We start from the raw sequence: 13,803 nt of genomic DNA on the forward strand, positions 1-13,803 counted from the left end.
CAAAAAATGCAAACACTTTTATTGGTTGATCTCGACGGTACTCTCATCGATACCCCGCATTATGAAGCCTGGCGTAACGCGGCACGCCAAATTGGCGCCGGTGAACTTACCCATGAGGAATATCTTGTCAATATAGCAGGGCGGCCCCGTCTGGAAGGCGCATCCAGACTTCTGGAACTGAAAAAGGACGGTTTGGCTGTTGATATCAGCAGCAATGAATTGGCGGAAATTAAACAGGCTGAATTTCTCCGGCTTTCCGTCGATGCCCGGCTTTTTGATGATGCCTTGCGGTTATTGAAGCGGATAGAAATATCACAACAGTGCGTCAAATTTTATACCGCATCGCAAAACGCAGCGGATTTATTCCGCGCCATGTTACATAAAGCAGACCTGTCCTTGGAGCAGCGGAACTCAGTGCAGAGCAATATAGTACAGATAAATATAGTACAGCAAGGCCGGGACCAGACCCGAGAGGCGCTGTTTCTGGAGCTGATTAAAGATCAGGATTTAAGTGCTGTCACGCTGATTGATGATTCTCCACATTCTGTTGATGTGGCTTGTCATCTTGGCATTCGGGCCTATCAAATCCACCGGAATGAACTCTTGCCGGTAAGCACTGACCCACGGGCCCGTATTATTCGCTCATTCGATGACATCAGCATTCCCATTCTAGATACACCTATTGTTGACACAATATAAGGAGGCGATATGACTCAATCCTCAACTATTCTTGTAACAGGTGGCGCCGGATATATAGGTTCACGGCTGGTACCCAAGCTATTGGCCGCGGGTTACCAAGTCCGGGTATTGGATGCCCAGTTTTTCCCTAACGGGCTGAGGGATTTTCTTTCTCATCCCCGATTGGAGTTCATTAAAGGGGATATTCGTGACGCAGCGCTCGTCGAAAATGCTTTACGGGGAATAACAACGGTAATACACCTTGCTGCGGTAGCAAATGATCCCAGCTTTAACTCCGATCCGGAAGTGAGTCGCTCTATCAATATTGCGTGTCTTCCCCATCTGATGGAAAGCGCTAAGCGTCTGGGATGCCGACGTTTTATCTATGCTTCATCAGCAAGTGTTTATGGCGTCAATGATCAACCGGTTGTCGATGAAAGCCAACCGTGTGTGCCCATTACTGACTACAATCGATATAAGGCGGAAGGTGAAACGGTTCTTTTTGGCCTGACAGATCCGGGCTTTGAAACCATTGCAGTCAGGGCGGCAACCGTGTGTGGCTGGTCACCCAGACAGCGCCTTGATCTGACGGTGAATATTCTGACGGCCAGCGCACTTTCACAAGGTAAAATCACCGTTTTTGGCGGCAGCCAATACCGGCCCAATGTTCATATCGGTGATTTGACACGCCTGTATACAGCACTCGTTCAATGTGATTCCCTCGGTTCACTCTGTGGGCGTGCCATTAATGTCGGTTATGAGAATCACACGGTTGCCGACATCGCACTGCAAGTTAAAGAGGTGGTTGACCGCTATTTTGGGACTCATGTGCCCATTACAACGACATCTTCCGATGATGTGAGATCTTACCGGCTTGATTCTGGTCTGGTGCAGAAAGAGCTGGGATTTCAGTTTGTTTATACAATTCGGGATGCGGTTTTAGAACTGTGTGAGAAATGGCAGTCAGGCGATTTTATTGATAGTGCCGATGTTCTCAGAGATCCCCGCTACCACAATATGTTGAATATGAAATTGGTAGATTGGTCTTTCAATCCATCAAGGAGTCTGTTGTGCTGAGCATCTCTTATGGAAAACAACATGAAAGGGTGACTGAAATCAGCACGGACTCATCTGCATTTATTTCATGTGTCGCAACGCTGGCTAATCGCTTTATTGGTGTACGTCCACATGTACCCGCGTCATCCGAACGGACTCAGAGAGTACAGCTTCTTATGGACGGGGTATATACATCAGGTGTTGGTGTTTCACGTGAGATAGTGTCATTGCCTGCGCCAAGAATTCTCCGGCTCTATGACGTAGAAACCGGTGAATCAGTCCGCCATCAGGACGGGAAAACAGCAAAGATAACCTTATCTCTTGATGAAGCCTCTGTCATCAGTACCGAATATTTGCATGTCAGAGGAGAAGAGTTCGAGTTGAAGGTAAAGCAATTTATTGATGTTCCCAATCAAGCGAAAGTGTCGACTATTGTCGAATTGCGCCAGATAAACCCCAAAACGCCACGGCGATTGCGGCTGGATTATGGCCTTGATACTTCAGCAGTGAATGAATATTTGGGAACTTCGCCCTGGCTGACCTCGCGTCATTACAATATTGGTCAGTGTCATTTCAGCGAAGGGGGTCTTGGTGAAAAGGGGTTTGGCGAAAAGGGGGTTAGCAAAGATGGCGTTAGCGAGAAAAATTGCAGCGTTATTGTGGCAACAGCAGAGCGGCAGCTATATTACGACGTTCAATGCAAGCAATCGCCACTTTCTTCCGGCTTCACAACAATATGGGCAGACTCAGGGAGGAGCTGCACCACATCAGTGACTTTCGATTTTTCTATGAGCGAAAGCCATCAGCTAGTGACACACTGGCAGGTACGTTCAGAAGAAGAACGTCTGGGATTGGAGATATCGCCTTCCCCGTTTGACATCATAACTTGCCAAAGTGAACACCAAACCCGGTGGAACAGGTTGTGGGCAGCGCATGATGTGACAGTCAATGCACCTGATGAGCCAATAGAGCTAGGCATTAAGTATGCTGTTTTTCATCTTTTACAGCATGGCATTGGAGCACATGACCCGATGCCGGGCTTTATTTCCCCCGCCCGCGGCCTGACCAGCCCTTATCATTCAGGGGCGACTTTCTTTGATACCGAACTCCATAAATGTATATTTTGGATCTGGAACGATCCGCGTGTGGCGCGCTCGCTGATTGATTACCGATATCACTGCATGGATGCAGCGATTGAGTATGCAAAATCCGCAGGATTTTCCGGCGCTCGTTTCCCTGAAGCATCGAATGATCGCGGAGCAGAGAATGGCCCCCATTATGTGCTCTCTTATCCCGATGCCGGCGTGGCACGAGAATGGAGTGTCGATGAAGTGCTGCATATTTCGGCGGATGTCTGCTATGCCTTATACCGATATTGGTCGGCAACCCGCGATGATGCTTATATGGATATGCGTGGTTATAAGATAATCGCTGAATGTGCAAGATTTGCCGCATCCGTTTTCACATGGTCCGATGAAAAACAGGCCTATGTCATTAATTCAGTGATGGGGCCGGATGAATATCATTATCATGTCGACAATAGTTTCTTTACGAACTATCTCCTCAGGTGGTGTATTCAGTTCGCGCTTTCGCTGGTTGACTGTCAATTTTTCCCCGGGATTTCCGTTACCGAAGCCAAAAATTGGCAAACAATCACTGATAATGTCTATCTCCCCTGGATGGTTATTGATGGTATTGCCATTCCTGAAGAGTTTGAAGGTTATCAGGCTCTTGAAGAAACGGGGTTGAGGAATGAGAAGAAACGAGGACCGCAATTCATGGATGACAATGAGCGCTCCTCTGCGGCACAACTGGAGAATTTCACGACCAGAGCCATCAAGCAGGCTGATATCGTTCTGCTCATGTCCATGTTTCCCGAGGATTTCTCCGATGAAGTTAAGCAAGCCGCATTTAAGTTCTATGAACCCCGGACTGTTCATGAATCATCATTAAGCTATGGCCCCCATGCCGTGCTTGCTGCTGATATTGGTGAGGCAAACCAGTCTGCCGATTTTATATCACGGGCAAGCCGCTATAATCTTGATTTCACACCGATATCGGATTACAGCAATGGGCTGCATTTATCCGCTTATGCCGGGGCATGGCAGGGGCTTGTTGAAGGTTTGGCCGGACTTCGGGTTGACGGAGGAAAGCTGTATTTCCGTCCCCGCTTGCCCTCTCATTGGCATTCTTTCCGGTTCACTCTCTATTTTCGGAAAAAGCGACTGCGGATCACCGTACTTGCCGACGATACTGTCGATATCTATTGTTGTGATGAGAAAAATTGTGGAGAGGAAAAGCTGGCCACTGAATATTGCCCGGATGGACGCATTTCTCTTTGCGATGAATCCATTTACCGAGAATCTATTTACGGAGAATCACCTTACGGAGAAAACGTATGACCTCATTTTCTGAACGCGCATCACCTTATTCCGAAGTATTACGTACCTCATCATTCCGGAAGTTACTGATTGGTCAGGGGCTGTCAATGATTGGCGATGCAGTTTGTCTGGCGGCGCTTCCTGTTGCCCTGATCCATGCCAATTTGGGTGCGGATGTTTTCGGCATTGTCATGGCTTCTGTGGGGATAGGGACGGTCATTGGCGCACTTGCCGGAGGGGTGCTGGCAGACAGAAAATCACCGAAACATGTTCTTATCGCGACAGATACCGTGAGGGGACTGGCACAAGTTGCTGCAACAGTTTTAATCATGTCCAGTGCCCCCTGGTGGTGGCTTGTATTTGCCTACCTGATATTTGGTATCGGCATTGGGGTATCCCGCCCGTGTGCCCAGGTTTTGTTGGTGAACTTGCTTCCCAAGCAAGCGCTGGTGGCCGGCAATGGGGCAATGAACTTTATCGACAACTTTGTTGCCGTTGTTTTCCCTGCCACAATCGGTGTCGTGATTATATTGTGGGACCCGGTATGGGGCATATTGCTGGATGGAATAACATTTTTCGCCGCAGCAGTGTTCACGGCAATGATCCCCAATATCGGGGTTCGCGGTTCAGACGATGAATTTTCGATACGGGAGGCTTTGAACGGGATCAGGGTCATTACGGGCAATTCTGTTTTATTGCTGGGATTTATCGCGACCCTGATCCTGAATGTCTTGTGTTTTCCCATTTTTTTGGTTGTCGCCCCGTATGCCATCAGTGATCGTTTCAGCGATACGATGTGGGGATTTTGTCTGGCCGCATCGGGAGCGGGAGCGTGCATTGGTTCCGTCCTGACGGTGCTGACTGCCGGCCATCAGCGCCTCATCTTGCTTGCCGTGATTTGCGGCCTGTTTCTCTGTAGCGCAATGCTCTTGCTGGGGCTTGGCAGTGTCGCCTGGATGGTGATTTTAGGGGCAACATTTATCGGGGTTGTTGAGGCGTCATGGTTAACGGGCTGGGCAACGGCAATGCAAATCCTTTCGCCGGAAAAAGATCTGGGAAAAGTGGTCGCGGTCGATACATTTGTGACCAGTGGCGCACATCCATTCATCTACCTTGGTGCCGGGATTTTTGGCGCAATGGTGGGATATTCTGAAACATTGACATTAACAGCCATCGTCAGTGCCGCGGGAATCGCTGTCATTGCACTGGCTGCCATCACTCGAAGAAATTAAAAAAGGCAACGACATTATGATCAAATGCAACAATGTTCAAGAGCAGGCACACGATCTCTCTGAACTTATCTTCAATCAATGGAAAGAGGTTCTGGCAACAGGGGATTTTATTCTGGGAGAAGAGGTTTCAAAATTTGAAGAGTGGATGTCACAGTGTTGTGGCGGGGCGCATGCGATATCACTTAACTCCGGTACTGATGCCTTGCTGCTTGCATTGCAGGCGCTGGGGGTCGGGGCCGGCGATGAAGTCATCACTTGTGCGAATACGTTTGTGGCCACTGTCGGGGCAATCGTGGCGGTGGGTGCAACTCCCATCCTTGCTGATGTAGGAGATGACGAACTGCTTAATGTCGATACCCTTTCCCCGCTGATGACTGAACGCACCAAGGCAGTGATCCCTGTTTATTTGCGTGGAAGGCCTGTCGATATTGATCCGATTATCTCATTGTGTCGTGCCAAAGGGGTGTTTGTCATTGAAGACTGTGCCCAGGCCATCGGCACGACTATCAATGGCCAACAAGTCGGTACATTGGCGGATGCAGCGGCTTTCTCATTGCATCCCTTGAAAACACTCGGGGGTTTCGGCGATGGTGGCGTCCTTGTCACAACCAACCCGGAAATTGCGGAATATGCAAGGCTTGCCCGCAATCATGGATTGCAGACCCGCAACGAATCTGTTGTATTCGGCATCAATTCACGCCTCGATACCTTGCAGGCAGCCGCCTTAAATATCAAGGCCCAGTATTTGCATCAGTGGTTGCAACGTCGTCAGGAAATCGCGGCCTTCTATAATCAAGAATTATCCGGCACCCTGACGGGAACAGATCTCGGTGGTGGAAAAGCCGGCAATGCCTATTATCACTATGTCGTGAAATCAGAAAACAGGGATAAATTGCAACAATATCTCAGCAACAATGGCATTGAAACAGCCATCCACTATCCAAACCCGATTCATCAGCAACGTGCATGGTTGAACAGCCAGCCTTCCCGAGTGCTCCCCAACACTGAGCGTTTATCACAAAAAATACTGACGCTCCCTTGTCACCATCATCTTTCAGACAGTGATGTTGAGCGAATTGTTATTGCAATCAAACAGTTTGATTCACTGAGGATTTGATAGAAGGGCAGAAAGGATGATAAAGGAAAGGGTGATAAAGGAATAGTGGCGGTTATTCAATGACTATTCTGAATCAGGAAGAACAAATGAGCCGGGAATGATTTTTCCGGTTCATCATGGGGAAAATGAAAAAATGTATGACGTCATCATCATTGGAGCGGGACTGGTTGGGCTTGGCACTGCCAATGCCCTGCAGGAGCATAACCCTCGATTGCGCCTGTTGGTGCTGGATAAAGAAAAGGGGGTGGCTACCCATCAAAGCGGTCACAACAGTAACGTTGTCCATTCTGGTATTTACTATACCCCCGGCAGTTTAAAAGCACGTCTGGCAAAACAAGGCAACCGAACGACTTATCAATTTTGTCAGGAGCATGGGCTGTATTATGACCGGTGCGGCAAAGTGGTTGTGGCAACGCAACAGAAGGAACTGCCTTTGTTGGAGAATATTTATCAGCGGGGGAGGCAGAACGGATTGGAAATCAGTCGATTGTCACAAGCTGAATTAAAAGAGCGTGAACCTTATGTCAATGGGCTTGGGGCAATTTTGGTGCCGGATGCCGGGATCGTGAATTATCCGGAAATTGCAGAAAAATTGGCAGAAATCATTCAAGGCAAGGGCGGTGATATTCATTGCCAGCAGCAGGTAAACGCGATTCATGAACATGCAGATTATATTGAAGTCCACACCTCACAAGCGCGCTATCAGGGTAAACAACTCGTAAATTGCGCGGGATTGCACAGTGACAGGATTGCCAAATTGGCAGGTTATGAAACGGGGATGAAGATTGTTCCGTTTCGCGGTGAGTATTATGTGCTGAACAGCAATAAAAACTATTTGGTCAATCACCTGATATACCCCGTTCCCAATCCTGATTTTCCATTCCTTGGTGTTCACTTCACGCGAATGCACAATGGGAAACGGGATGTCGGGCCTAATGCGGTGCTGGCGTTTAAGCGCGAAGGATATCGCAAAACAGATTTTTCCTTGCGTGATCTCACCGAGACCCTGATATACAAAGGGTTCTGGAAGATTGCTACGCGCTATTTTGACGAAGGCATGGCAGAAATGCGCCGTTCATTTTCGCATAAACTTTTTACTGACAATGCCCGTCAGCTTATCCCTGCTCTGCAACCAGAAGATATTACCCCCGGGGGCTCAGGCGTGCGGGCTCAGGCATTGACAGCTGAAGGCAAACTGGTCGATGATTTTCATTTTGTGGTGGGGCGCCGTTCATTGCATGTGTGCAATGCACCTTCGCCTGCTGCAACGGCATCCATGGAAATTGGGCGGGAAATTGTGCGGAAGTATTTTTCAGCGCTTTGACGTTGAAGTTGCCTTTTTGTTGGCTGCGCTCATTCACTCCGGTCACATAGTTATCTATGCTCCCGGAGATTCATTCCCTTGCCGCCGCGATGCAACTTGAAATCCATTGGGTATATACTGAAAGAATGGTGGAGCGATATTGGCGATTTTATTTTGAATGTCGGAAATAAAGTTTTTGAAGTGGACAGTGTTGCTGTTAGAGGAGAAAAGGCTGTATTTGAATTTATTTTCAATGGAGTAATGGTTTTTACAGACGTTGTTTATCCTTGGGAAATTATTTGTATTTCTGGTCAAGTAATAGCAGGATCTTCTGCGGTTGCGATTAAAATCATACAATTAGAACAATATGAAAATAATTAATAGAAAAAATAATTGGCTATTGTTAAAACGGCCAATTATTTTATATTCTTTTAAAGAAGAGAGAATTATCAATCCAGTTCAATTTCAGGATCAGCAATTTGCCGTAAAGCATCTAAATGAACAAACATATCCAGTTTGTTGATATTTTCCAGTGAAACTTTACCTCCTAAAACAAGAGCTGGTTCAAAACCAAATATTTCGTTCTCACTTAATGGGCCATATTTTTCTATGGCCTTGGCGAAAATCCAGATGCCATCGTTATCTTCAAGGTCAAAAAGATCAGCTGCCCGGCTTGAAAAGAACGTAGAAATATCAAGATCAGCGTCTTGTTTATTTTTCACATAAGCGTTTTTCTGATTGTAGTAAATCGCGTTAAATGCACATGAGATGGTCAGATTCGTGCCCCTTTCTTCGCCGCATAGGCAAAGATCACCGAAACCACTTTTTCCGATGACATGGTAGAGATCCATCGACTCAAAAGGTGTATCTTTCAGCCACATATCAACAATATTTTCATAATCATCAGGGTTCACAATGCTAAATAGCCCATCCTGATAACTATTCCAACCCTCAGTTTCCCAATAATGCAGTAGTTGATCCGGCAACCTGCCTTTCCATTTCTCTATTGCTTCATTAGGCACAGCCCTGTGTTGAGTCGCTTCACCAAATTCTTTGATAAAGCGACTGAACTTATTGTCACGCATTATTGATTCCTCCATTCCTTTGCGTATTGATAGCGGGTGCAAATATTTTATATGATATTAACGTATTAGCCTTTCACCAATTTAGTTTAAACAGATTTAATTTTTCTTTTAATCCAATTATAAACGGTTAATCCTTAAATTTTTCTTTTCTCAGGATGGCCTTCCTTTTCCGGCGCTTCGCTTTTTGGAATCCATTGTGGATCGTGTGTATGTGAAATAAGAATATTATTTATACTAAAGGATTAAGATTACGTTGCGCGCTTTTGATAAATTATCAGGAACTGGAAGACGATTTAATGCAGTTGCTGGCGCTGTTGCGCAGTGTGTCGCCTTTTATGGATGAAAAAACGAGTGCAACAGTTTGGCATGGCGAAAACATTAGTGGCACATTCATGTCATCCAAAGATGAAACAAGTTGGAGTGATGAGTGTAGTCACTTTATGTTTCCGGACCCTGTGATGATGAAGGAAATCCCATTTCTGATGCAAACCCATTGACATTTAAACGCCTTTGCCATGATTGGCAATTGACGTTTTATACAGATGGCAGCGGTATCTGGGTCGACAATATGTTTGAATATAATAAATATCAAATTGCAAACGGGCTGCGACCGGAACAAATTCATGTTTTGGAGTGCCGGCCATGATGAGAATTTTTTAATTTTTTGATACAGACCGGCGACAAAATCTGGTTTTTAGCACGAACTGAAAGTGGATTTGAGTTGCAATATTTGCCTATCGATGGGGCTGCGTTTCGTCAATTAACATGGAATACGGCGGTTGATAAAAATTTCCACTATCTTTTGGATTCAGAGAAGGAACATTGGAAAGCGACATCCATTAATTCAGATTAAGTGATGAATTAGATTCACTTTGTGAATGAAGAATAATTGAAAGAAAATAACCTGAATCACTTCTCCTTTGTCAGAGGAATTGGCAAAGGAGAGTAACGATCTGATATTCGTTCAGGGCAAGAGAGTGAATTTTTCTTGCCCAATGGATTAAATCCTGAAGCTAATATTTTCTTAGTAAGATCTTTTTATTTCTAAAATAGGTCATGAATAATGTAAAAAAAGTGAAAGTCATCAGTAATATCAATGAAAAATTATAATTATTTGTTATATCCCTTAATAACCCAATTAGTGGGGCAATAATCACCACCATAATTTGGTTAGCGGTCATTGCTAACCCTAAAGCAAACCCTATTCTATCTTTCGGTGCGGTATCTGCTATATAGGCAACCCATGGGCCATACCAGCCAATGCCAAAAAAGCCAAGTAATATCATTAATGGGAACAAAAAATAATAACTATTGCTTTTTATGAAAAATAACAAGGCAATACCAACTAAAGAAAACAATAAACAACATAATACTTGAAAATATCTGCTCGTTTTCGTTTTATCACTCCAGGCTGCTAAAATTATTCTTCCGGCAATTCCAGAAACTAGCGCTGCAAATAATAATATAGAACCCATGCTTGGTGTTATTGCTAACTCTTCATGAAAGTAAGAAATGAGATAAATAACCACACTATATTGAATGGCGGTTAAACAAGCGCCAGATAACATAATATTAAACATTATCGGTTCTTTAATCATTGAAATTTTGTTTTTTATGGTTGATTTAATATTGACGTTTTGTATTTTTTGTTCTTTTTGATCCTTATCTTTATAGAAAATAAAAAATAAGCAAGCACCCAAAATAGCTATGCACCCACTTGCAAAGAAAGCAAAATGTATTGCCAAAAATGGCAACATCAAACTTGCCAGTGCACCTCCCAGAGGCAACCCTGCTTGCCTGATGCCCATGGCAAAACCCAATTGATTTTTTGGAAACCAATTAGAGACAGATTTAGCCCCTCCGGGCTGTGCTGAACTATATCCAATGCCAAGAATGAATAACAGTAAGAGGATCGCATAATAACTATCGAAAAACAGAGTAAAACACAGCGATATTCCGACTAAAAAAATACCGATGCTGACGACATATTTTTCATTGAATCGATCAAGTAATTCGCCGGCTATCAATAAACCCATCAATGGAGCAAATTGGGCAGAGGATACTAATAACCCAATTTGAAATGCAGACAGTGACATTTTTTGTTGCAATAGCGGGGCGATAGAGCCTATGCCTTGAACAAAAAAACACGCACATGCTTGAGTTATTGTGGCTATAAATAAAACTACCCATTTGTAATTTTCAATATTCTTATTTATCACGAATCAATACTATTAATGATTTTTATAAAAATAGTGTTTTTATATGTATAAATAAACATATTAATTCCACATCCCAATTTTTAATTAGAACCATTCTAGTTTAGCTTCAGAAAAGCTCTTTAATTCAGTTTAGCATAACTTTTTTAAAATTAAATTTCCTTCAATTAATTTAAGGCATGTATTGTTAATGTGTTCGACTTTGATATGAATTATTTTTCATACCGGATAAAAACTATCACTTAATAAAGTTTTACCCCTATTAGAATAGGGGTAAAACTTATTGTCTGAAAGATAAGGACCTTGATTTTATAGAAAATATATATACAGATTAAGAATGGAAGCCTATCTTCGTGTCAAAAATCAATATCCCAGATATGCTGTTTATTTCACAATGTCTTTATCAAACTGATAAAGTTTTATGTTTTTTATAAAAATACTAAGTAATAATAGCCCGGCTCTGAACAGATTCCCGCATTCCTCTCGATTTCTTTAAATCAGTGGTAAAAACAGCCCTGATTAACCAGCGAGCTTTTTCTCCAAAAAGAGGTTTATAAGCATCTCTGGCATGTACACATCTGAAATTATCAACAAATATGCAATCTGATGAATTCAAAACAACTTCTTTTTTGTTTTTACCCAGGAGTTCAATTAATTTATTTACTGCATTTATTTCTTCTGGTGAATTTTCATCTAAATTCAAATTTGCTGTATTAATTCTTACATAAGGTTTTTCTTTAGCGCCAAAGAGTATTGCTTGATTTTCTTCATTAATAACATTTGACGTTAAGTGAATCGCGTTATGAGAAATATTAAACCTATTCTGAAAAAGTAAATCAATTTCCTGATCCGTAAGCTCAATGCCATCAATACAAGAGACTGTAGTCGGGACTTTTTCTTCATTCCTCATACAGACCAACCCTAAAAACTCGGCTCTTGCCGGATGAAAGGCATCTTCAACATGAAATTTGAAATCTTTATCAGAACCACTGCTTAGATTAGAGACTTTTTTTAATTCTTCAAAAGGAATAATGTTGTTGTAGATATTACCATTTCGTTGAGAAGTAAATCCTATCCCTTCCCCTAATAAAGAGCCATATAAACCTAATAAAATTTGTGCATCATTAATTTTATATCCATCGTCTAACTCTATTAATCTGCCTGGCGTTGGCCCCGGGCCATTGATTAGGACAGGGTTATCTTTGACATGAATAGCAGCATATTCTTCATCTCGCTTGAAGCGGTAAAACTCTTCTCTAATACTCCGAGGTAACTCCTGAGCGAAAATAGAAGATTTTTCTAGAAAACGGTATTGGTTATCTAACTTCTCATCAAATAAAATATGATCTATTAATGCCTTGATAGCCTTACGTTCATTTAGGCTCGGTTTGATTTCCTTTACATGTGTCATTTTCTATACTCCAATAAGTATCTATCAATACAATTGGTGAACGAGACGTATAGGAAATTACAATAAACAAACAAAAACAACATTAAATTTACGTTTGTTTACATTTTGAGTTTTTTTTGGACACTGTTTTTTCTGAAAGTCAATGCTTGGAGAAGAAATGAAAAGCACGGGAGAAACGGCAAATACTCAACAAGCGTTATACATAACTCATAGAGGGGCAACCTTCTGAGCTTTCATCAGTACTTGGTAAGATTGGCTTGTAAAACACGTTCTATTTCAAAGTCCGTAGAAATATGTGACAGATTCATTTGTTATTCTCAACAGAATCAATAATGATCTTGATACTGTCTATTATTATCTTGAAAAATAAAATTGATAATAAACCTATATTTTTTATTCTTCTTTTTTAGCGATGATAGGCAGTAACCCTGTATATTGAAAGTGAGTTAAAATAAATGTGATGAGATTTGGCACAGAGCATGTCGCTTAATAAATTTTGGGTCATGACTCCAAAGCGTTATAATGATGTTTTTCAGGCTCAATTTCTCTGGTGTAACTCCCCCAATCACCTGTGGTGATGAAACGAATGCTAAAAGGCATCAGTCAGTCGAGCAATTTGCGACAGGTCGCATCAGTTCGAGGGCCGAATACATGTGCTATTACCTGTTTTCTTTTTGTATCAAACGCATACCAAAGCCAATGACGTTGCTTTTTGTTACCGACAAAAGACCATTGTGCATCTCATTCACAGATAAGAGTCACATCGTCACAGTGAGTCTATACCAGAAAAAATCATGTTCCTGTATTTCATTGTACATCATGCTAAACCCGGTTCTGCCGTGTTTGATCCTATCAACAGATAAAGTCAGTTTGATTAATGACATTAAGGCTCATTGTGAATAAAAAATCATTGTTAAATCACTGCCTAACTCATTTCACCATACTGAATTAAGTCATTTATTATCACTGACTGACCATAATCAGTTAGTGTTGGCTGGTTTTATAAGCATATGTGAGTAACGGCTACGACGATTAAAGCGTCAGAATTAGGGTATGAGAATTTTGTCTGTGCAGATATATGTGCCAGTCGTGATCTCAGATATATTGATGGTTCATTAATTGATGCAGATTCAGTACATAAAGCAGCAATGGCTGCATTGAGTGGTCGATATGCAACATTGGTTAATTGTTTTGATGTGATTAGTTAACTGTACGAATATTTTATCTGCGACAAATAATAATTTCAAGTAAATTCTAATTACATTATTTTATTTATATTTTACGAAACATATGATAATAGTCACTATTAAAAATTTAATATTTC

Annotated in this window: 11 protein-coding genes and 1 pseudogene; 8 read left to right on the top strand and 4 right to left on the bottom strand. The window is 42.5% G+C overall.

From position 1 onward, the window contains the following. Nucleotides 1–6 precede the first annotated feature (6 nt). From Xsze_RS09550 to Xsze_RS09580, 7 genes are all read left to right on the top strand, one after another. On the top strand, nt 7–699 hold the full coding sequence (locus Xsze_RS09550) for an HAD family hydrolase (RefSeq protein ID WP_051462498.1): 693 nt from the start codon (nt 7–9) through the stop codon (nt 697–699). A gap of 9 nt (nt 700–708) precedes the next feature. Next, complete coding sequence (locus Xsze_RS09555; RefSeq protein WP_038240588.1) at nt 709–1,755, top strand: NAD-dependent epimerase/dehydratase family protein; 1,047 nt, start codon at nt 709–711, stop codon at nt 1,753–1,755. Further along, nucleotides 1,749–4,136, top strand: coding sequence for a glycosyl hydrolase family 65 domain-containing protein (locus Xsze_RS09560; protein ID WP_209435305.1), 2,388 nt, complete (start codon nt 1,749–1,751; stop codon nt 4,134–4,136). The genes Xsze_RS09555 and Xsze_RS09560 overlap by 7 nt, the downstream gene beginning before the upstream one ends. After that, nucleotides 4,133–5,347 (top strand): MFS transporter, encoded by a 1,215-nt coding sequence (locus Xsze_RS09565; RefSeq protein WP_038240587.1) that lies wholly within the window; start codon nt 4,133–4,135, stop codon nt 5,345–5,347. Before Xsze_RS09560 ends, Xsze_RS09565 begins: the two co-directional genes overlap by 4 nt. Nucleotides 5,348–5,363: 16 nt before the next feature. Beyond that, nucleotides 5,364–6,464: a DegT/DnrJ/EryC1/StrS family aminotransferase gene (locus tag Xsze_RS09570; RefSeq protein ID WP_038240586.1), complete on the top strand. Its 1,101-nt coding sequence runs from the start codon at nt 5,364–5,366 to the stop codon at nt 6,462–6,464. Between the two features lie 133 nt (nt 6,465–6,597). Further along, the gene (lhgO, locus tag Xsze_RS09575; protein WP_038240638.1) at nt 6,598–7,788 is read left to right on the top strand and encodes an L-2-hydroxyglutarate oxidase; all 1,191 of its coding nucleotides are present in this window, start codon (nt 6,598–6,600) and stop codon (nt 7,786–7,788) included. A 96-nt stretch (nt 7,789–7,884) separates the two neighbouring features. Further along, nucleotides 7,885–8,148, top strand: coding sequence for a hypothetical protein (locus Xsze_RS09580; RefSeq protein ID WP_038240585.1), 264 nt, complete (start codon nt 7,885–7,887; stop codon nt 8,146–8,148). 68 nt (nt 8,149–8,216) lie between these two features. Here the strand turns inward: Xsze_RS09580 and Xsze_RS09585 are convergent, their stop codons facing one another. Continuing rightward, nucleotides 8,217–8,852, bottom strand: coding sequence for a GAD-like domain-containing protein (locus Xsze_RS09585; protein ID WP_038240584.1), 636 nt, complete (start codon nt 8,850–8,852; stop codon nt 8,217–8,219). A 263-nt stretch (nt 8,853–9,115) separates the two neighbouring features. Here Xsze_RS09585 and Xsze_RS09590 point away from each other — a divergent pair, with 263 nt between their 5' ends. Further along, nucleotides 9,116–9,349: a hypothetical protein gene (locus tag Xsze_RS09590; RefSeq protein WP_141557243.1), complete on the top strand. Its 234-nt coding sequence runs from the start codon at nt 9,116–9,118 to the stop codon at nt 9,347–9,349. Between the two features lie 516 nt (nt 9,350–9,865). Here the strand turns inward: Xsze_RS09590 and Xsze_RS09600 are convergent. The 3 genes and pseudogenes from Xsze_RS09600 to Xsze_RS22680 form a co-directional block, all read right to left on the bottom strand. Continuing rightward, complete coding sequence (locus Xsze_RS09600; RefSeq protein ID WP_071991817.1) at nt 9,866–11,071, bottom strand: MFS transporter; 1,206 nt, start codon at nt 11,069–11,071, stop codon at nt 9,866–9,868. Between the two features lie 436 nt (nt 11,072–11,507). Continuing rightward, nucleotides 11,508–12,479 carry a Fe(II)-2OG oxygenase family protein gene (locus tag Xsze_RS09605; RefSeq protein ID WP_051462496.1) on the bottom strand — a complete coding sequence of 324 codons (972 nt, stop codon included), beginning with the start codon at nt 12,477–12,479 and terminating at the stop codon, nt 11,508–11,510. Between the two features lie 525 nt (nt 12,480–13,004). Beyond that, nucleotides 13,005–13,244, bottom strand: a pseudogene (locus Xsze_RS22680) (IS1 family transposase); the annotation flags it as partial. Nucleotides 13,245–13,803 lie beyond the last annotated feature (559 nt).

Origin of the sequence: Xenorhabdus szentirmaii DSM 16338 (assembly GCF_002632585.1) — a bacterium.
Classification (GTDB): Bacteria; Pseudomonadota; Gammaproteobacteria; order Enterobacterales; family Enterobacteriaceae; genus Xenorhabdus; species Xenorhabdus szentirmaii.